The organism is Alteromonas sp. CI.11.F.A3 (assembly GCF_032925565.1).
In the GTDB taxonomy this organism is placed as follows: Bacteria; Pseudomonadota; Gammaproteobacteria; order Enterobacterales; family Alteromonadaceae; genus Alteromonas.
Map to the genome: position 1 here is coordinate 4,186,741 of NZ_CP136708.1, position 18,915 is coordinate 4,205,655.

21 protein-coding genes are annotated in these 18,915 nt (G+C 43.8%); 17 read left to right on the forward strand and 4 right to left on the reverse strand.

What is annotated here, in order from left to right; genetic code table 11:
- Window positions 1-90: 90 nt before the first annotated feature.
- Window positions 91-2,154, reverse strand: coding sequence for a transglycosylase SLT domain-containing protein (locus R1T43_RS17970; RefSeq protein WP_317350734.1), 2,064 nt, complete (start codon window positions 2,152-2,154; stop codon window positions 91-93).
- A 449-nt stretch (window positions 2,155-2,603) separates the two neighbouring features.
- Here R1T43_RS17970 and fadB point away from each other — a divergent pair, with 449 nt between their 5' ends.
- Complete coding sequence (gene fadB / locus R1T43_RS17975; protein WP_211070023.1) at window positions 2,604-4,754, forward strand: fatty acid oxidation complex subunit alpha FadB; 2,151 nt, start codon at window positions 2,604-2,606, stop codon at window positions 4,752-4,754.
- Between the two features lie 18 nt (window positions 4,755-4,772).
- Window positions 4,773-5,936, forward strand: coding sequence for an acetyl-CoA C-acyltransferase FadA (gene fadA / locus R1T43_RS17980; RefSeq protein WP_317350737.1), 1,164 nt, complete (start codon window positions 4,773-4,775; stop codon window positions 5,934-5,936).
- Window positions 5,937-6,018: 82 nt separating this feature from the next.
- On the opposite strand, the gene R1T43_RS17985 is transcribed toward fadA, so the two are convergent.
- The gene (locus R1T43_RS17985; RefSeq protein WP_317350739.1) at window positions 6,019-6,987 is read right to left on the reverse strand and encodes an integron integrase; all 969 of its coding nucleotides are present in this window, start codon (window positions 6,985-6,987) and stop codon (window positions 6,019-6,021) included.
- A gap of 266 nt (window positions 6,988-7,253) precedes the next feature.
- On the opposite strand from R1T43_RS17985, the gene R1T43_RS17990 reads away from it, so the two are divergent.
- The gene (locus tag R1T43_RS17990) at window positions 7,254-7,739 is read left to right on the forward strand and encodes a hypothetical protein (RefSeq protein ID WP_317350740.1); all 486 of its coding nucleotides are present in this window, start codon (window positions 7,254-7,256) and stop codon (window positions 7,737-7,739) included.
- Window positions 7,740-7,965: 226 nt separating this feature from the next.
- Here R1T43_RS17990 and R1T43_RS17995 read toward each other — a convergent pair whose 3' ends face one another.
- Window positions 7,966-8,211: a hypothetical protein gene (locus tag R1T43_RS17995; protein WP_317350742.1), complete on the reverse strand. Its 246-nt coding sequence runs from the start codon at window positions 8,209-8,211 to the stop codon at window positions 7,966-7,968.
- 936 nt (window positions 8,212-9,147) lie between these two features.
- On the opposite strand from R1T43_RS17995, the gene R1T43_RS18000 reads away from it, so the two are divergent.
- From R1T43_RS18000 to R1T43_RS18035, 8 genes are all read left to right on the forward strand, one after another.
- Window positions 9,148-9,567 (forward strand): DUF6326 family protein, encoded by a 420-nt coding sequence (locus R1T43_RS18000; RefSeq protein WP_214995623.1) that lies wholly within the window; start codon window positions 9,148-9,150, stop codon window positions 9,565-9,567.
- 118 nt (window positions 9,568-9,685) lie between these two features.
- Window positions 9,686-10,219, forward strand: a complete 534-nt coding sequence (locus tag R1T43_RS18005) for a DinB family protein (protein WP_317350745.1) — start codon at window positions 9,686-9,688, stop codon at window positions 10,217-10,219.
- A gap of 543 nt (window positions 10,220-10,762) precedes the next feature.
- Window positions 10,763-11,263, forward strand: coding sequence for an NAD(P)H-dependent oxidoreductase (locus R1T43_RS18010; protein ID WP_317350746.1), 501 nt, complete (start codon window positions 10,763-10,765; stop codon window positions 11,261-11,263).
- A gap of 982 nt (window positions 11,264-12,245) precedes the next feature.
- Window positions 12,246-12,620 carry a hypothetical protein gene (locus R1T43_RS18015; protein WP_317350748.1) on the forward strand — a complete coding sequence of 125 codons (375 nt, stop codon included), beginning with the start codon at window positions 12,246-12,248 and terminating at the stop codon, window positions 12,618-12,620.
- 75 nt (window positions 12,621-12,695) lie between these two features.
- Window positions 12,696-13,106: a hypothetical protein gene (locus tag R1T43_RS18020; RefSeq protein ID WP_317350750.1), complete on the forward strand. Its 411-nt coding sequence runs from the start codon at window positions 12,696-12,698 to the stop codon at window positions 13,104-13,106.
- Between the two features lie 142 nt (window positions 13,107-13,248).
- On the forward strand, window positions 13,249-13,695 hold the full coding sequence (locus tag R1T43_RS18025; protein WP_317350752.1) for a hypothetical protein: 447 nt from the start codon (window positions 13,249-13,251) through the stop codon (window positions 13,693-13,695).
- A gap of 684 nt (window positions 13,696-14,379) precedes the next feature.
- On the forward strand, window positions 14,380-14,772 hold the full coding sequence (locus R1T43_RS18030; protein ID WP_317348946.1) for a hypothetical protein: 393 nt from the start codon (window positions 14,380-14,382) through the stop codon (window positions 14,770-14,772).
- Between the two features lie 204 nt (window positions 14,773-14,976).
- The gene (locus R1T43_RS18035; protein WP_317350753.1) at window positions 14,977-15,144 is read left to right on the forward strand and encodes a hypothetical protein; all 168 of its coding nucleotides are present in this window, start codon (window positions 14,977-14,979) and stop codon (window positions 15,142-15,144) included.
- Window positions 15,145-15,207: 63 nt separating this feature from the next.
- On the opposite strand, the gene R1T43_RS18040 is transcribed toward R1T43_RS18035, so the two are convergent.
- Window positions 15,208-16,362 (reverse strand): IS110 family transposase, encoded by a 1,155-nt coding sequence (locus tag R1T43_RS18040; RefSeq protein ID WP_317350756.1) that lies wholly within the window; start codon window positions 16,360-16,362, stop codon window positions 15,208-15,210.
- 145 nt (window positions 16,363-16,507) lie between these two features.
- Here R1T43_RS18040 and R1T43_RS18045 point away from each other — a divergent pair, with 145 nt between their 5' ends.
- From R1T43_RS18045 to R1T43_RS18070, 6 genes are all read left to right on the forward strand, one after another.
- Window positions 16,508-16,894 (forward strand): VOC family protein, encoded by a 387-nt coding sequence (locus R1T43_RS18045; protein WP_317350757.1) that lies wholly within the window; start codon window positions 16,508-16,510, stop codon window positions 16,892-16,894.
- 115 nt (window positions 16,895-17,009) lie between these two features.
- Window positions 17,010-17,447, forward strand: a complete 438-nt coding sequence (locus R1T43_RS18050; RefSeq protein ID WP_317350759.1) for a hypothetical protein — start codon at window positions 17,010-17,012, stop codon at window positions 17,445-17,447.
- 172 nt (window positions 17,448-17,619) lie between these two features.
- Window positions 17,620-17,898, forward strand: a complete 279-nt coding sequence (locus tag R1T43_RS18055; protein ID WP_025256676.1) for a type II toxin-antitoxin system RelE/ParE family toxin — start codon at window positions 17,620-17,622, stop codon at window positions 17,896-17,898.
- A complete protein-coding gene (locus R1T43_RS18060) occupies window positions 17,898-18,194 on the forward strand; it encodes a HigA family addiction module antitoxin (RefSeq protein ID WP_025256677.1) in 297 nt (98 codons plus the stop codon). The genes R1T43_RS18055 and R1T43_RS18060 overlap by 1 nt, the downstream gene beginning before the upstream one ends.
- Before the next feature lie 41 nt (window positions 18,195-18,235).
- A complete protein-coding gene (locus R1T43_RS18065) occupies window positions 18,236-18,508 on the forward strand; it encodes a type II toxin-antitoxin system RelE/ParE family toxin (RefSeq protein WP_211069288.1) in 273 nt (90 codons plus the stop codon).
- The gene (locus R1T43_RS18070) at window positions 18,508-18,801 is read left to right on the forward strand and encodes a HigA family addiction module antitoxin (RefSeq protein WP_211068901.1); all 294 of its coding nucleotides are present in this window, start codon (window positions 18,508-18,510) and stop codon (window positions 18,799-18,801) included. The genes R1T43_RS18065 and R1T43_RS18070 overlap by 1 nt, the downstream gene beginning before the upstream one ends.
- The last annotated feature ends 114 nt before the right edge of the window (window positions 18,802-18,915 follow it).

Here is an 18,915-nt window from a genome sequence, read left to right on the forward strand (position 1 = left end):
TTACGTGCGCTTATGTTTAAGGCAAAGAGTGTACCACGATAGCCGCTCGGCTTTCACCGAGCGGCTTGTATAACTAGTTATTCATCGGCGCTAGCGAGGCGCCAATTGCAAGGTTCCCGTTACAGGATGGGTGCTCACTGCACTTGAAGAAGGAATAACATCTCGAGTAAGCTGCGGAAACACATTTTTATTTTCCCCCAACTGATGCTCGTAAATATACTGATAAGCCAACACCGCTTTCACATAACTACGGGTTTCTTTGTAAGGAATATTCTCAATCCAAATATCCACTGGCAACGCTTCGCCGGCAGGTAACCATTCCAACACTTTACGCCAACCAGCGTTATACGATGCCGACACCAATACCGGATTATTATCTAGCTTATCGCCTAAATAACGCAAATATTGCACGCCGTAGTCGAGGTTATTCTCAACTTGAAACAAGGTATTTCGACTCACTTTCTCTTTAGCCAAATACTGCGCTGTACCTGGCATAAGTTGCATTAAGCCTGCCGCGCCCACCGGCGATACCGCATCTACCATGAACGAACTTTCACGACGGGCAATTGCCATAGCAAACGCTTTTGATACGTCGTAGGTTTCACTCTTTTCACTGAACTGTGACTCGAACGCCAAGGGGAAGCGACGTTCAACATCGTCCCAATAACCACTTTTAGCGAAACTGATGATGGCTTGGTCGTATATCCCCCACTCGTAAGCCAACACACCGGCGTCTGTTACTTGTGAGTCGGGTAAATTCGACAATAAATAGCGCCACTCTCGACGCGCTTCGGTTGAACGTTCTAAACGGTAAAACTCCATCGCTCGTTGGGTAGCTGGGGTATTGGCAATGGCTTGCACCGCACTTTGTACCCGAGGCGCTGGCGTATGAGACAAATTTGGCTGGCTATTAATACGGGCACTGGCCATAAAGCCATAATAATTGCGCTCATTGGCTAGCTGCTGATACATCACCGTGGCCTGCATCACATTCCCTAGTTCTTCGAGGGCGCGCGCTTTCCAGTACCGGTAGTTTTCTTCTTGCTGAAGTTCAGGGCTGGCGGCATCGATGACATCCACTACACGCTGCCATTGCTTGGCGCGAAGCAAAAACGACACATGCCATAATTTCACATCATCGCTAGCACCTGCGATATCGGCCTTATCTAACCATTCATGGGCTTCAGGCAAAAAGTCGAGCGTGGCACTTAGCGCGATAGCACGCTGTATAATATGTAGTTCAGGCACGGAAAAAATGTTTTTCGGGGCATAAGTATTGTATGCCTTCATCGCCGCTCTAGGGTTTCTCCACGCCAGCTTTTCAATTCCCCAGGTTAGAATTTCAGCTTCGTTATGCTTGTGCTTCATAGGAAACAGACGAGTTCGATTAACTAAACTTACATCACGTGATACCGATGACCACGCATCAGCTAAATACTGATGACTGGTGGGCAATTGGCGTTTTAAATAAGGAATAATACGGCGGTTATCTTCTTTCGCTGCAATGGCTATACGCTTAACTACTTTGTCTGGCGTCATGAGGCCATTACTTCGCCACTTTGCAAATAATGGGTCGCATTCATCGGGCTGTGATTGACCGCTATACCAAAGTGGGTCTACATCGGTTAGCACAGGTTTAGGATCGTCGGTACGTTTTAACTTGTAACCTAACGCTTGGCAGGTAAGTTTGGCCCCCATGCCATTTCGATAGCTGTCTAAAAACGCATTTTCGTGACCACGAGAGGCTAGGTAATTTAACCAGCGATAGCGCAAACCATAACTAACCGGTTGCCCCGCGTAATCCTCTAAGAATTGTTCTACTTCACGCTGGGTTTTAAGCGACATGGTGCGTTCTAATCGCAAACGAAGTAGGTACGGATAAAGAGGGTAATTCGCCAACCCGTAAATTTCTGCGTCTAAATCTTCTAAACGTCTTTTCGGTAATGTACGCAGGCTCTTTTCTAACATTAAGAAACGAGCTCGCTCATCGGCGTAGATGTCATCAGGGAATAGCGGAGAAACTTGCGCATGACTGAGTTGAAAGCAGCTTGAAATAGCTACCAATGTGAAAACGTGAAACGACTTGTGCATAGGTAACCGCTTGAAGAGCGTTACCGCTGTTGAAAGAAAACTTACACCTACTTTATTCGACACAATGTGAACTCCTACCCCTTGTTGCATTCAAACACACCAGAGTTGGTGTAATTATAGAACGATGCTTGCTTGAAAGCCGATAAATTATCGGCGTGGCTCCATGCCACAGAAGTAAAAAAGTGCCAGCGCTGTTAGTTATACCTTACAAACATTAATGCCATGATTGTAGATTATTCTTATGCTGGATTGGCGCTTTGCGTCAATAGTGCCCATTATACAAACACTATTATTGAAATCGAGCTTGATTTTCAATGAATGGCCACCATTTTTAACAATTGAAACACTCGTTTGAATTTTTCATTGATATTTTGTTTAAGTTTAGTTAAAAAGCTAGCCACCCTAATGCATTAGTGTTGTGGTACGACCAGAATGTATGATTGGTTTATACGCTTATAGCGAATGGTTAGATTGCTTCACTAATATCCCGGCCAACGCCGAAGGAGATGATAATGATATACACAGGCAAGAGTCTATCCGTCAGTCTGTTAGATGACGGCTTTGCTGAACTGGTATTTGATGCCGAAGGTTCAGTAAACAAGTTCGATCGCCAAACCGTGACCGAGCTTGATGAAGCAACCCAAGCACTGCTTAAAGAAAGCGGTGTTAAAGGCTTAGTAGTACGCAGCGCAAAATCTGCATTTATTGTAGGTGCTGATATCACCGAATTTACCGGCTTATTCGCGATGGATGAAGCCGAAGTACTAAACTGGGTAGCAAACACATCTCAAGTGTTTGACCGCTTCGAAGATTTGCCTTTCCCTACCGTTGCTGCCATTAACGGTTTCGCACTGGGCGGCGGCTGTGAAATGACACTAGCCTGTGACCTTCGCGTTGCAGATACAACAGCTTCTATTGGCCTACCAGAAGTTAAACTAGGCATAATGCCTGGCTTTGGTGGCACAGTACGTTTACCTCGTTTGATTGGTGCTGATAACGCACTAGAGTGGATGACTACGGGTAAAGATCGCAAAGGCGCGAAAGCCCTTGCTGAAGGCGCCGTTGACGCCGTAGTTGCACCTGAGTCATTACGTGACAGCGCGCTTTCTATGCTGAAAGATGCAGTAGATGGTAAGTTTAAATGGGAAGCACGTCGTGCTCAGAAAAAAGCCCCATTACAACTGAACAAAAACGAAGCCATGATGAGCTTTTCTACGGCGCAAGCTATGGTATTTGCCCAAGCAGGCAAACACTACCCTGCTCCGCACAAAATGGTAGAAACCGTTCAAAAAGCCGCTGGCCTTGACCGCGACGGCGCACTTAAGCTTGAGAACGAAGGCTTTGTAGCCCTAACTAAAACCGATGCAGCGCAAGCGCAAATTGGTATTTTCCTAGCCGACCAGCTAGTAAAAGGCAAAGGTAAGAAACAAGCTAAAGCTGCCACAAAAGATGTAAAACTTAATGCCGTACTGGGTGCAGGTATTATGGGTGGCGGTATTGCGTATCAAAGTGCTGTTAAAGGCATGCCAGTGATAATGAAAGACATTAACACTGATGCACTAGACCTAGGCTTAAACGAAGCCGCCAATATTCTTGGTAAAGGTATGCAGCGCGGTAAAGTTGATGCCAAAACCATGGCAAAAACCCTTAACGCTATTACGCCTACCCTTGACTACAACACGCTTAAAGACGCAGACCTTGTGATTGAAGCGGTTGTTGAAAACCCGAAAGTAAAAGGCATAGTGCTTAAAGAAGTAGAAGACGTAGTGGCCGATGACGCTATCATCTGTTCTAACACCTCTACTATTTCAATTAACCAACTAGCGAAAAGCTTAGACAAGCCAGAACGCTTCTGTGGTATGCACTTCTTTAACCCAGTACACCGCATGCCATTGGTAGAAATTATTCGTGGTGAAAACACCTCGGAAGACACTATCAATGCCGTAGTGGCAACCACACTTCGCATGGGTAAAACCCCTATCGTAGTTAACGATTGCCCAGGGTTCTTAGTGAACCGCGTATTGTTCCCTTACTTTGCAGGCTTTAGTAAGTTGCTAATAGATGGCGCTGATTTTGTTGCCGTTGATAAAGTAATGGAGAAACAGTTCGGCTGGCCAATGGGCCCTGCTTACCTAATGGATGTTGTTGGTATTGATACTGGCGACCATGCTGCAGACGTTATGGCTGCGGGTATTCCAGAGCGTATGGCACGTATTGGCGACGACCCAGTAACTGTGCTTTATAAAGAAAAACGCTTAGGCCAGAAAAATGGCAAAGGCTTTTATAACTACGGTAAAGACAAGCGCGGCAAGCCTACCAAAGTGGCCGCTGAAGAAGCGTATAGCTTGCTTGCTCCTATTACTGCCGATACCAAAGACTTCGACGCGCAAGATATTATTGCACGCTTGATGATCCCTATGGCTAACGAAGCAATTCGTTGCCTAGAAGAAGGCATTGTAGGTACTGCAGCTGAAGCAGATATGGCCTTACTTTACGGTTTAGGCTTCCCTCCATTCCGCGGTGGTGTATTCCGCTGGATTGAAACAATGGGATTAGCGAACTTTGTCGAACTAGCCGACAAATACGCCAGTCTTGGCCCGATTTACCAAATTTCAGATGGCGTTCGCAAGATGGCCGCTGAAGGTAAATCTTACTTCGCTTAATTCCCAAGGAGACTAATAATGAAAGAAGTCGTAGTTATCGATTGTGTTCGTACCCCTATGGGACGCTCGAAAGCCGGTGTATTTAGAAATGTTCGTGCAGAGACGATGTCTGCCGCGCTAATGACCGCGTTACTTGAGCGCAACCCTGGTGTTGATCCAGCAGAAATTGAAGACATTATTTGGGGCTGTGTACAGCAAACCAAAGAACAAGGTTTCAACATTGCGCGTAATGCCCAGTTGCTAACCCAAATTCCACGTACCACAGGTGCAGTAACCGTTAACCGTTTATGCGGTTCTTCGATGCAAGCATTGCATGACGCTACTAGCGGTATTATGAGCGGCCGTGGCGATATATACATGATTGGTGGTGTTGAGCACATGGGCCATGTACCCATGAACTACAACATCGACTTTCATCCAGGCCTAGCTAAGTACACCGCAAAAGCATCAGGCATGATGGGCATGACCGCCGAGCTACTTGGCCGTCAAAATGGTATTAGCCGTGAAATGCAAGACGCCTTTGGTGCACGTTCGCATCAACTAGCACATAAAGCGCACCTTGAAGGCCGCTGGGCTAACGAGATTGTGCCTATTGAAGGTCACGATGCCAACGGTACGCTTAAACTGATTGATTATGATGAAGTTATTCGCCCAGAAAGCACCGCTGAAAGCATGGCGCAACTTCGCCCTGTATTCGACCCAATAAATGGAACCGTTACTGCGGGTACGTCTTCAGCGTTGTCTGACGGTGCGTCTGCCATGTTGCTTATGTCTGCCGATAAAGCGAAAGCACTAGGTTTAACACCTCGCGCTAAAATTCGTTCAATGGCAGTGGCGGGTTGTGATGCCGCGATTATGGGTTACGGCCCAGTACCGGCAACCCAAAAAGCACTTAAACGTGCAGGCCTTAGCATGGACGACATTCAACTTGCTGAGTTCAACGAAGCCTTTGCAGCCCAAGCACTCTCGTGCATTAAGCAACTAGGCTGGATGGATAATCTTGATGACAAGATTAACCTTAACGGCGGCGCTATTTCACTAGGCCACCCACTAGGTTGTTCTGGTTCACGTATTTCAGGTACCTTGATTAACCTGATGGAATCGCAAGATGTAGAGCTAGGCTTAGCTACCATGTGTATTGGTTTAGGCCAAGGTATAGCTACTGTATTTGAACGTGTTTAATTAGTTAAATACGTTTTGTTGAAAGGGCCTTCGGGCCCTTTTTTGTTAATTAGCTTTAACGTTTAATGCTTTTAAAAAAATACTATTTTAAAACACGGGAAAGCGGGCTAACTACCCCCTGCGCGCCCTGTTGCAATACATGCGTGTAAATTTGGGTGGTTTTCACATCAGAATGACCAAGCTGCGTTTGCACCGTGCGGATGTCGGCCCCCGACTGTAAAAGGTGAGTAGCAAACGAATGCCGTAAGGTATGCGGCGTAACCTTCTTTTTAAGCCCGCATGCATTGGCAGTATTTCTTATTGCTTTTTGTATGCTTGATTCATCAATATGATGTCGACGCACTTTTTTATTCTCGGGATCAACCGATAAACGGGAAGAGGGAAAAAGATAATGCCAGCCTAGCTCTTTAGGCGCATTTTGATATTTTACACGTAAACGATGAGGTAAATATACCCCCTGATAATTAGGGTTATCTAAATCAGCGATGAGGTAATTTTCAACCATACTTATTTGCCGAGTAAGCCCAGGCTTGAGCTCTGCGGCTAACGTAACAACACGATGCTTTCCACCTTTTCCATCCCAAATTCGAATAGCGTTATAATCGAAATCGATGTCTTTCACCCGTAACCGAACCGCTTCCATTAAACGCAAACCGCTTCCATACAGCAATGAAATAGGTAACTTTAAATGAGCGGGAAGTTGAGTAAAAAGCGAGACTACTTCGTCTTGCGTAAGCACAACAGGCAGCTTGGCCTGCCTGCGGCTTGCAACGAAATCAAGATTTAAAGAAAGCGGTTTTTCTAGAATGTCTCGATATAGAAATGCCAACGCATTGAGTGCACTCGCCTGCGTGGCTGGCGCCACATTCTTTATATTCACTAAGTGAGATAGAAACAACTCTACCTCTTTATCGCCCATCTCGGCAGGATGCTTAGTATTGTGAAAGCGTATATAACTAATAATCCACCCGCTATAAAGCTGGATAGAGCGCTTGGCATAACGGCGATTTCGCATGTGTTGAATCACCATTTGCATAAACATCGACTTCATTTTTACTTCTCATATTTAACTGTAATTACATACAGCATTACGATTTTTTGATACGACGTAAAATAAAAAGGAAGAATTCCGTACTTAAGTACAGTGTTTTCAGATACAAAGTGTAGGATATTGATATAAGTTAACTTACGTGCGAAAGTTGAAACATTATTAGCGTGATATATGGAAATTTTCCGCCTTGCATAAAGGATTTTTTCCGTACACTAAATTGTTATATTGCTAAATGAATTCAGTGTGTTTTCAGCTTTGGAGAATAAATGAAAAAGGGACTTACAGATATATTTGAAGTTGATTCAGTAGCAAAGACTCTAGCCCTTTGTGTGCTTACTATTGGCGCATATTTAATATATAAGCTTTATCAATTCTCAAACAGTATTAATCAAAAGACCGAACACAGAATACCCAATGTTTTCATTGTAATAACCATTTTCTTATTCACTATATCTTTAGGTAGTTTAATTTATGGCTTAGTTAACCTGAATGAGCCTACTATTTTAAGAAGCTCAATTGGTATTCATGTTGTCTCAAGTATTTTCGACGTTACTTGGATAATTATGGTACGTAATCGTATTAATTTAATCGCGGGCTCTAATCGTGGTGATAAGCTTTGGTTAAACCCTTTTATTACGTCAATATTTCATGTGATTTATATGCAGTATAAAATAAATCAAGGGTTGGCAACGTCGCAATATAACAAACAAATTATGGCAGGGACGCACAAACAACGTGCGCCCCATATTTGAAGCGTTAGAAGGCGCCAGCCTAAACCTCGTTTGGCTTAATACAAATCTCAATGCAACTACCCTCACCTGCTTTCACCAACATCGCTCTGGCTTTTGGTGGTTTTAACTTCGCCGCATTGACTTCAAAGGTCGCGCAATAGGCGATTTTCCGCCAAGTTCTTATTCTAGGCCAGCAAGCGCCATTGCGTTTACCAATTCAAATGGCGGCTTGCTTCAGCTAAATCACCTACATCACTGCACTGGCATTTTGCTTGTTTGCTTTAGCAATCAATCGTATGCTGACTTCATTAGTTTTTAATAAAGCCAAAGGAATAGGCTCTGCTTCTAACAAAGCGCTTAAGCCTCTCCCTTCGGTCGCTGGGACGCCTATACGCGGGGCGGCTTCGCCAATTATGCCCCACGTATCTGCGCCCCTTAGCTTAAAGTTAGAAGGCGCCAGCCTAAACCTCGTTTGACTCAATACAAATCTCAATGCAACTACCCTCACCTGCTTTCACCAGCATCGCTCTGGCTTTTGGTGGTTTTAACTTCGCCGCATTAACTTCGAAGGTCGCGCAATAGGCGCTTTACCGCCAAGTTATTGTTCTAGGCCAGCAAGCGCCATTGCATTTGGTAATTCATAGAACGGCTTGCTTCAGCTAAATCACCTACATCACTGCACTGGCATTTTGCTTGTTTGTGTTAACAATCAATCGTATGCTGGCTTAATTAGTTTTTAATAAGACCAAAGGAACAGGCTCTGCTTCTAACAAAGCGCTTAAGCCACTCCCTCCGGTCGCTGGGACGCCTATACGCGGGGCGGCTTCGCCATTATGCCCCACGCATCTGCGCCCCTTAGCTTAAAGTTAGAAGGCGTCAGCCTAAACTACGTTTGGCTTTATAAAAATATCAGTTCAATCGCCCTCACCTGCTGTTTCCAACATCGCCCAAGCATTGGTAGTTTTAATATCACCGCGCTTACTTTAAAGGTCGCGCAATAGGCGATTAATCGCCAAGTTCTTACTTCCTGCCAGCATGCGCCATTGCGTTTGTTAGCTCAAAAGGCGGTTTGTTTCCTTCAAATCACCAACATCACATCGTTGGCATTTCGCTTGTTTGTGTTAACAATCAATCGTATGCTGACTTTATTAGTTTTTAATTAGGCCAAAGGAACAGGCTCTGCTTCTAACAAAGCGCTTAAGCCTCTCCCTTCGGTCGCTGGGACGCCTATACGCGGGGCGGCTTCGCCATTATGCCCCACGCATCTGCGCCCCTTAGCTTAAAGTTATGCGGGGCTTACACTTGTATAAACCCAAAGTCATTTGGCTGGGTTTATCCTCAATTGTAACAAGGTATTTGTATTGTCTTGAAATAACTCCTTTTTTGTTTTCTATTTGCATGTGTTGAAGTCATACTTTTAGGAAATTATATGTTCGAATGGAATGGCGATAGAAAACAGCTTCTATCAGTGTTATGGATTTTTCTCTCAGTTAACTATATCTACTGCGACATATTTTCTCTTCACCACGCAGAGACGCTCAAAGGGTTTATTGCCGGCGAAATCGGAGGTATGAAGCTTACGGAAGAGTTTTTGCTTTCCTTTGCGTTTATCATGCAAATCCCCATGGCAATGATAGTTTTGTCACGGGTTTTGGTGTTTCGTATTAACAAGTATCTCAATATTGTTGCAGCTTTAATAACTGGCTCAATACAAAGCTACACCCTTTATATGGGCGGCACCCTTCACTATGTGTTTTTTAGTATTATAGAAATAAGTACCGCTATACTCATACTTTATCTAGCGGTCACGTGGCGCGAAGCGGATGCAGTTAAGAACCGCACCGCATAACAAAAAAATCAAGTTCGCCCGCTGCGCGGGCTGGGACGCATACACGCAGGGCGGCTTCGCCATTATGCCCTGCGCGCCTGCGCCCCTTATTTAAAAGTTATGCCCTTCTGGAAAACGAATGTCTTCGAAAAGCAATTTCATATTAATGGCTGAATACAATAAATGGATGAACGCTTCTATCTATTCTGCTGCGTCGAATTTAAGCTCAGTGGAACTTGCCAAGGATAGAGGGGCTTTCTTTGGATCTATCATCGGTACACTCAATCATATCGTGGTGGCAGATATAATTTGGCTTAAACGTTTTGCCACTCATCCCAAAGCTTTTACAGCATTAGATTCGTTAGCATCGAAGCCTAAACCTGAAAAACTAGACACACTTCTGTTCTCAGAACTCGCCCTGCTTAAACAAGAAAGGGTAAATCTGGATAATACAATCTTGAATTTTGTTAATCAGCTTTCCGAGGGCGTTTTAGCAAGTGACCTAAACTATCAAAATATGGGAGGCGTCTCGTATTCAAAATGCTTCGCACATCTATTGCTGCATTTCTTTAATCATCAAACTCATCATCGTGGACAGGTGTCTACACTGTTGTCACAACTTGGTGTAGATTTAGGCGTCACGGATTTGCTAGTTAAAATACCCAATGCGTAAAGGGCATAACAAAAAAATTAAGTCACTCACTTCGTTCGCTGGGACGCAAACACGCGGGGCGGCTTCGCCATTATGCCCCACATGTCTGCGCCCCTTATTTAAAAGTTAGGCGTCATTTACTAACAGCATTAAAAAGTAAGTTCAGCAGTGACATTTCAGCATCAAGGTTGTTTCACTAGGTTGTCTTCGTGGCTAGCTTTCTCAGTTGTTTAAATGACTTTAGCAACGCGGATTTTATCAACACAGCAACGCCAACAGTCAACACTACAAGTTGTCTAAACTCGCTCTTTTATCCAGCAATGTCCTTAACATCTGGCATTTCGCACAGGGTTGTTTTATCTTAATTTCAATAATTTAAATAAGTGGCCTTATCGGCTAGTGGTGGCAGCAAAGCTGCGTACTTTCCTTTGTACGCCTAACAAAACGCTGTTGGCACTCCCTTCGGTCGCTGGGACGCTAACACGTGGGCTGGCTCGCTTCGCTCGGATTTTAGCCCACGTGCTAGCGCCCCAAAGCTTAGCGTTATGCGATAAGGATATCGATTTGAATTTTTTGGTAGTTATAGCAAGCTCTAGGTCTGATGGTAATACTGCAAAGTTATCCCATGTTATTGCAGATAGTCTTCAAGCCCAGACCGTTGATCTTCAAAAGTTATCAATTTCATATTTTGATTACGAAAATCGCAATAAATCTGATGACTTTATTCCGTTAATTGAACGCATAGTGTCATCAGACTTTGTTGTATTCGCTACGCCTGTATACTGGTATTCCATGTCGGCACAGATGAAAACCTTCTTTGACCGTATTACTGATTTGCTAACAGTAAACAGAGAACTAGGGCGAAAGCTGCGGGGTATGCCAATATCGGTAGTTGCTACAGGTACAGATGCGGAATTGCCTTCTAGTTTCAAAAGCCAATTCGAGCTAATCTCTGGCTACCTAGGGCTGGTCTATCACGAACCTCTCTATTGTTGCTGTCCGGATGAATTCAGCCTTCAGCAACACCAGCAGGCAATCCAAGGTTATCTTAACAAAATCGCATAACAAACTGCTGTAGTCGCTCGCGGGCTCGCTGGGACGCAAACACATGGGCTGCGTCGCTTCGCTCCTAAATTTTAGCCCATGTGTCTCCGCCCCTAAGCAGGGCGTTAGGCGTCATTTACTTACAGCTTAAAAAAGGGGGTCAATCGTGACATTCCAGCATAAAGGCTGTTTCACTAGGTTGTCTTTGCGGCTAGCTTTTCGGTAGTTTCAACGGCTTTAGCAACGCGCTTTTCATCAACACCGCAACGCCAACATTCAACATCACTAGCTTTCTAAACTCGCTCATTTATCCAGCAATGTCGTTAACATCTGGCATTTCGCACAGGGTTGTTTTATCTTAAATTTAATAATTTAAACATGCGGTCTAATTGGCTAGTGGTGGCAGCAGAGCTGCGTACTTTCAGTTGTACGCCTAACAAAACGCTGTTGGCACTCCCTTCGGTCGCTGGGACGCTAACACGGGGCCGCTTCGCGATTATAGCCCCATGTTAGCGCCCCAAAGCTTAAAGTTAGGTGATAAGTGGAGAGTCTAAGAACAAGCCTTTTTTTATGTGGCGCTTTCTCTTATTTGTATTTTTTATATAAATACGTCAATGCACTCGACCTAGTTTGCAAAGAGTTGAAGTCGCAAGACAATTTAAAGGTTTTTGGTATAACGGTAGAGCCGACAAAGTTAATTTTACTTGCAACTCCCAAGCTGACTGCTACGTTGATAAGTCGCTCGTATATGAAAGGTCGTCAAAGTGATTCGAGTTTTGTGTGCGCTCATAATTTGGCAAGAAAATACTTTTTAGCTATGGCTTTCTCTGCGCTTTCTTCGTTTTTATTGGTAGTTTTGCTCAAGGATGTTTGAGATGTCACCTAACAACTCAATAAACTCGCTCACTACGTTCGCTGGGACGCATACACGCAGGGCGGCTTCGCCATTATGCCCCACGCGCCTGCGCCCGTTATTGAAAAGTTATATTTTTCAAGGAAGACAATGAGATCAACGCTTTTATTAGTCATCGTTTTTTCTGTTCAAGCGTATGCATCAAGAGTTATTGACGCCACGAGTCTTACTACCAACCTAGCTGATAATTTAGGTTTTGATGTCATAAAAACTAAGGATAAATTTGGTTTAACTATTGAGCTGAAAGGTCCTAGTGAACTCGATGGTTCTTGTAAGCCTCTTGCGGCTGGTCATTTTGTTATTAAAAATGACGAAGAAGTATCAGCTTTTATTGGTAGTGCTCACCCCAGTGAACCCCAATCTACTAGTTTTATTGCCGACGCAAATAACACTGAGTTGGTTGCTTTTATTGATTACCAGTGTGAAAGCACGTCCAAAAGGTATACTGTTTCTAGTAATGAATAAGCACAAATATAACAACTCAATAAACTCGCTCACTACGTTCACTGGGACGCATACACGCAGGGCGGCTTCGCCATTATGCCCTACGTGCCTGCGCCCGTTATTGAAAAGTTAGGTGCTTCAATGGCATTCAAACCACCTTTCCATGAACAAATACTAGAACTCGCTTTGACTATGACCAACGAGCCTTCAACAAAAGTTTACTGGGAAGCACATAATAAGCTTAGAGTCATTTGCGAAACTCACAAGAACTCAGCTCTAGATCACCCGTTTCAGTGGGAAACTCTTGCTGACTTCACTGTGGATAGTGAAGTGAAATTAGCTGTGTATTTAAAGGCTCTTGAATTAGCGCAAAAGTACAACCTGCTTTCATACGTTGTATCGGTTGCTACAGAGATCTCGGAATTATACTTGGAGCAAAATGACAATGACCATGCAATGATTTATTCTAAAATCGCAAAGACTGCCACTCTACAGATGGAAGTATAAAAAGTTGATTAAAGGTTGGTTTAGGCACGCACCTAACAAAAAAATCAAGTCACTCACTTCGTTCGCTGGGACGCATACATGAGGGGCGGCTTCGCCATTATGCCCCACATGCCTGCGCCCCTTATTTAAAAGTTAAATGCCTATGAGTATCAGAACAACACTTTTAATTTTTTTCTGTTTGTTTAGCTCGAAAATAATTGCGAACGGTTGTGAAAGTTCAGTTGCTACGAAAGACTTCACATCAATTCTTTCAAACTGTGTCACAAAGAATGATCCGAACCAACGCAACCAACTGGCGATTTTGCAGAAGAATGTAATTCACCAATTTGGTTCGTTGGATAGCAAGCCAGAGTTTATTCAAAGTTTGTATGAGCAAGCCAAACAAGGAAATAAACGAGCTCAGCATACTTATGGACTTATTTGTTATTTTTTCTACACGCCAACATATCAGGAATGGAAAGGTATACCACCAAATACAAGCTTTACCGCAAATAATACCGAGTATCGTCAATTCCAATTAGAAAGAGAAAGTATTTCAAATGAATGCAAGGAATGGATCACGAAGTCAGGTCTTCAAACAAAATGGTAAAGGATGTTTTAAGAAGGCATTTAACAAGGCGCTTAACTCGTTCCCTTCGGTCACTGGGACACAAACACGCGGCGGCTTCGCCATTTTCGCCGCATGTTTGCGCCCGTTAGCTTAGCGTTAGGTGCTTCAGGGTAGGCTCTATTGATTTCAGTTTTCTTAATCTCTTTAGCTATTTGGGTTGTCTTTTTTCTAATAGCAGCCAAGGTCAATAAACGGCTCTCGACATTGGGGAACGTATTATTTTATTTAGCCTCTTTTGTCTTATTTATACTTTATGGCTACTATTTTGAAGCATCGGAATATGGCAGGGTGAATAGGCAACGTGAACTTATTATCACACTAGTAATTGTTTATTCATTGCCAATTTTTATTACTGGTTGCATTGTCAAGCTCGTGGACCGACACTGCAGCAGTCTTAGTTATTTCATAGGTGCTGTCTTGGCTGCATTAATCAGTTTGGTTTGGCCGTTTTTCTCTTTGGTTACATCGTGCGAAATTGGCTCAGACTGCATTTAGTATTTCTAGACTCTCTGATACGGAGGCTTAATCAGTACGCACCTAACAAACAACTGTAGCCGTTCGCTGGCGCTCACTGGGACAATAACAAGCAGGCTCAGTCGCTCCGCTCCAAGTTTAGCCTGCGTGTTATTGCCCCTAAGTTGGGCGGTTAGTTGCCTAGGGAGATTGTCTTTGATACCGGAGTATTGGAAAAATTTCATCATTAAAAATGAATTAGTGGGCGAATACTGTGAAATTCCAGAATCCGCTGATTTGTCAGAGTTAGATGGTGGTAACCTTAAGCTACTCGATGAATATCAAATTCTAAATGAGGCTAACGAGTTTTATCCTGGAATCGCAGTAAAGAAATTTGGGTACATTCCTGTTGCTAGTTGCTCACTAGGTTCCGGTGATCCATATTTCATAAACATAAATGATGGCGTTAATGGAAACTTGTATAGAATTTATCACGATGCTGAAATGATTGATGATGAATCTTACAATATGGATGAAGCCGCTAATGTAGTACTAGCTGATTACGCAGATTTACTGAAATACCTCTGCAAAAACGGCAACTAACAAACGCCTCAACAAAGGACGCAAGATGCTTGGCTTGCGTCACTTCGTTCCTAATTTTAGCCAAGCATCTTGCGCCTGTTAGGCGGGCGTTGGTATGACTCCCCTTGTCAATAAAAACCGAGTGTCTCCCTGACATTTTTTCGGTCCATAATTAGCTGTGTTCTTACTCATATTAAATGAGCTAACGCACCGGATGAGGCAGTAATGTCGTCGGTTGTCATGGCGAGTGTCGCCCCAGTGGTATTAATGGATTATTCACCTTTCAGTGAACAGCGCCTACCTTACTCACTCCGCCGTATCCCGGTGACCGCTCAGCCTTTCTCATCAGTCTATGCTCGTGGGTCAATAACCGTTAAGTTATTGCCATCATAACGCCCTCGTAGGTTGTGCCACATTCCGCGGCCTGATCCGAATGCGTTAGCTCAAACTCGCTTATCATGCAGGTACTCTGCTCAATCTCAATTTTGGATTAACTGGCGTAAGCACCACTTCTTTAGCGATAGCCCATATGTAGGCTGCCATCTCTCTGGCTATTGCGGTGATAATGAGATTGTAATACTTACCTTTTTTACTCATTCGCTGGTAGCGTTTGCACAGACGAAGCTGTGCTTTCCACGCAATATCGACGATGTCTTTGGGTAGCCCTTCTTGGCGAATTTGAATATCCGTCGAGATATTGGCTGGATAGCGATAACTATGTGCGCCCTCAATGAGTAAGCGCCTAGCTCTACCATTCCCACATTTGGTTATTGCGCCTAAGTGCCGTTTTCCACCAGAGGAATGTTCGCTGGGTACCAAGCCTAAATAAGCCATGAGCTTTCTAGGATGGTCGAAGCGGTGTAAATCTCCAAGTTCAGCAACAACCCCAACCGCCACTAGCAGCCTCACACCACGCATGGCTTGGATCGCTTTAACGACAGGATAATAACGCCACTGGTGTACATGATGGGTTAGCTCATTATCCAGCCTTTCTAAGCGGCGGATCCGCTCTTCAATAGTCTGCAACTGTTCCTGCAATACGATTTGCTGCGCCGGATGAGGTAATATCAGTTCAGTCAGCCACCGCAGATGTTTCTTCGACCAATTAGCAGTGCCTTCATACCGAATATTGTTTCTCAGCAGCAGCGCTTTGAGTTGGTATTTGGCTTCTTTTAAATCTTTCATCGCAAGCTCTCGAGCGCGGGATAAATCTCTTACCGCTCCATCTTCAGGCTCAGGAACATAGATAGGTGTAAGATCTTCCGACTTTAGTAACTTCACTAATTTAAGTGCATCACGGCGGTCAGTCTTAATCCGTTCACCAGGCTTTTTGGGTATAAGGGACGGCGCTACAACATAGCAACAATGCCCTAAACTTGTGATAAGTCGGTAGATCCAATATCCACATGGCCCTGCTTCATACACCACATGAATTGTCGCGCCCGGATACTTCGATTCAAACTGACGGATAAGCTTTTTGACGCTGACTTTTGAAGAAGGAATGCGGCCATAGTGCACCGCACTTACTCCACGCTGCTCTTCACAATAAGCTACTTCGTGAAATTCTTTGTGAGTATCTAATCCTAAAAAAACTATGCTATGTTTGTTCATGCTAGCCTCCAAATGATTTAGTCTTAAGCAAACTAATAATGGACTCCGGCCGGCGCTCCGGTGGCTGAAAAGTTAACCCACGAAAATGCGGAGGCTAGCATTTCTCAGGGAGTCATTGTGTCTATGCACCTAGGAGACATCGATAGTGATTTCACACATTACGTTAGGAACTAACGATCTCAATAAAGCTATTGGGTTTTATGACCAAATTCTCGGTCTAATCGCTGCAAAACAAGTAGCAAAAACCGAAGACGTTGTGTTTTATGCATTTCCAGGCTCTGATACAAAGTTATCCATTACTAAACCACACAATGAAAACCCTGCGACATTCGGTAATGGAACCATGTTGGCACTCAAAGTTAACAGTAATGAACTTGTTAAAGAGATCTATCAGTTAGCAATCAGCCTAGGCTCGATTAGCGAAGGAAAGCCTGGCCCGCGAAATGATAATGCTTATTTTGCTTCTTACATTCGGGATTTGGATAATAATAAAATCGCGGTTTTTCATAGAGATGACAGTATAAGTGCATAACAAACGCATAAACACTCGCTTCGCTCGCGGGGGACAAATACACGTAGGCACCCCTCGCTCTGCTCGGTATTTTAGCCTACGTATATTTGCCCGTTATGTGCCAAAAGGAATTTGAATGCGCAAGAATAGTCAACTAATAATCGCTGGCAGTTTAAGCATCTTGGCTGCATTACTTCATATTAGTTGTATTTTCGGCGGTCCTGACTGGTATCTCTTTTTTGGTGCTGGTCAACGAATGGCTCAGCTCGCTGCTCAGGGCGACCCGTATCCCACAATTGCCACTTTGGTTATTGCTTCAATTCTTACCGGCTGGGGCTTATATGCTTTTTCTGGTGCAGGCATCATCGTTAAATTACCACTACTAAAAACCTGTTTAGCGTTAATCACTGCCATCTATTTGTTGCGTGGCATCGCAGGTTTAGTTGGTCCATTTCTAACCTCAGACCCTGTGGTACATCAAAATTCAATAACATTTTGGTTAGTAAGCTCAATTGTATGCTGTATTTATGGTACGTTTTATTTATTGGGCACAGTAAAGTTATGGCGGCAGTAGAAAGTGTGCTGGCACATAACAAAAAAATTAAGTCACTCACTTCGTTCGCTGGGACGCATACATGCGGGGCGGCTTCGCCATTATGCCCCACATGCCTGCGCCCCTTATTTAAAAGTTATGCGCTCAAAAAATTACGCTAGCAATCCGTAACCCCTGAGGTTACAATGGAACCATGATTAAGAGTTTTATACATAAAGGCCTTCAGAAGTTTTACGCTAAAGGAACCACTTCAGGAATTCAGAAAAAGCACGAAAAAAAGCTTCGTCTTATTCTGTCGAATCTCGATCAAGCCGAAACACCTGATGACATGGATTTACCCGGCCTTCATATGCACAAACTCAAAGGTAACAGAAATGATATTTGGTCTGTCCGGGTAAGTGGAAACTGGAGAGTTACATACCGCTTTGTTGGACGAGATGTTGAAATCGTTAATTACGAGGATTATCACTAATGAATATGCATAACCCTGCGCACCCCGGTGAGATACTCAAAGATCTTGTTATTGATGCTCTAGAACTGACCATTACTGACGTAGCGCAACATTTAGATGTGAGCCGTAAAACATTATCGAAAGTTCTTAATGGTAAAGGGGCTATCACCCCAGAGATGGCTCTTCGTCTTGAACTCGTTTTCGGTAAGCCGTCTGCGGCCCATTGGCTTCGTTTGCAAAATGCTTTTGATTTGTGGCAAACAAGACAACATCAAAGCTCTTTGCATGTCTCACCGTATAATATGGCTGCGGTGTAAAACGCGCATAACAAAAAAATCAAGTTCGCCCGCTGCGCGGGCTGGGACGCAAACATAAGGGTCTGAAACTCTTTTTCGAAAAAGGGAAAACCTCAGGCATACAAACTAAGCATGCGAAAAAGCTTCGTATGCAGTTAGCAGCTATTCATACCGCACAAGATATTGATGACATTAATCTACCTGGTTTTTCTCTCCATCAACTCAAGGGAGAAAGATCTAACATTTGGTCAATATCAGTAAACGGTAATTGGAGAGTAACTTTCGAGTTCACGGATGGTAATGCTTACATCTTAAATTACGAGGATTATCACTAATGAATATGCATAACCCACCACATCCAGGTGAATTTATTGAGTCCATTTACATGGAGCCACATGGTATAAGTTGCAGATCACTAGCTACCCATCTTGGTGTTGCAGCTTCAACACTAAATCGTGTTGTAAAGGGCAAAAGTGCAGTAACGCCAGAAATGGCCTTAAGGCTATCAAAAGTATTGGGGCGCAGCCCTGAAAGTTGGCTTAGCATGCAAGACAATTATGAGCTTTGGCAAGCGAAAAAGAAAATTAACTTGGATAATGTAGAGCCAATAGATCTGCATGCAGCCTAACAAAAAAATTAAGCTCGCCCGCTGCGCGGCCTGGGACGCAAACATGTGGCTGTTTCGCTTCGCTCAGATTTTAGCCCACATGCCTGCGCCCCTTATCTAGAAGTTATATTCAAA

What these genes read in the sequence shown, in the direction of transcription:
- R1T43_RS18050 (WP_317350759.1), top strand. Translation starts at nt 17,010, where the DNA reads ATGCGCAAGAATAGTCAACTAATAATCGCTGGCAGTTTAAGCATCTTG.
- R1T43_RS18005 (WP_317350745.1), top strand. Translation starts at nt 9,686, where the DNA reads ATGTCTTCGAAAAGCAATTTCATATTAATGGCTGAATACAATAAATGG.
- R1T43_RS17985 (WP_317350739.1), bottom strand. Translation starts at nt 6,987, where the DNA reads ATGAAGTCGATGTTTATGCAAATGGTGATTCAACACATGCGAAATCGC.
- R1T43_RS18055 (WP_025256676.1), top strand. Translation starts at nt 17,620, where the DNA reads ATGATTAAGAGTTTTATACATAAAGGCCTTCAGAAGTTTTACGCTAAA.
- R1T43_RS17990 (WP_317350740.1), top strand. Translation starts at nt 7,254, where the DNA reads ATGAAAAAGGGACTTACAGATATATTTGAAGTTGATTCAGTAGCAAAG.
- R1T43_RS18015 (WP_317350748.1), top strand. Translation starts at nt 12,246, where the DNA reads ATGAGATCAACGCTTTTATTAGTCATCGTTTTTTCTGTTCAAGCGTAT.
- fadB (WP_211070023.1), top strand. Translation starts at nt 2,604, where the DNA reads ATGATATACACAGGCAAGAGTCTATCCGTCAGTCTGTTAGATGACGGC.
- R1T43_RS18060 (WP_025256677.1), top strand. Translation starts at nt 17,898, where the DNA reads ATGAATATGCATAACCCTGCGCACCCCGGTGAGATACTCAAAGATCTT.
- R1T43_RS18040 (WP_317350756.1), bottom strand. Translation starts at nt 16,362, where the DNA reads ATGAACAAACATAGCATAGTTTTTTTAGGATTAGATACTCACAAAGAA.
- R1T43_RS18025 (WP_317350752.1), top strand. Translation starts at nt 13,249, where the DNA reads ATGAGTATCAGAACAACACTTTTAATTTTTTTCTGTTTGTTTAGCTCG.
- R1T43_RS18020 (WP_317350750.1), top strand. Translation starts at nt 12,696, where the DNA reads ATGCCCTACGTGCCTGCGCCCGTTATTGAAAAGTTAGGTGCTTCAATG.
- R1T43_RS18035 (WP_317350753.1), top strand. Translation starts at nt 14,977, where the DNA reads ATGTCGTCGGTTGTCATGGCGAGTGTCGCCCCAGTGGTATTAATGGAT.
- R1T43_RS18000 (WP_214995623.1), top strand. Translation starts at nt 9,148, where the DNA reads ATGTTCGAATGGAATGGCGATAGAAAACAGCTTCTATCAGTGTTATGG.
- R1T43_RS18070 (WP_211068901.1), top strand. Translation starts at nt 18,508, where the DNA reads ATGAATATGCATAACCCACCACATCCAGGTGAATTTATTGAGTCCATT.
- fadA (WP_317350737.1), top strand. Translation starts at nt 4,773, where the DNA reads ATGAAAGAAGTCGTAGTTATCGATTGTGTTCGTACCCCTATGGGACGC.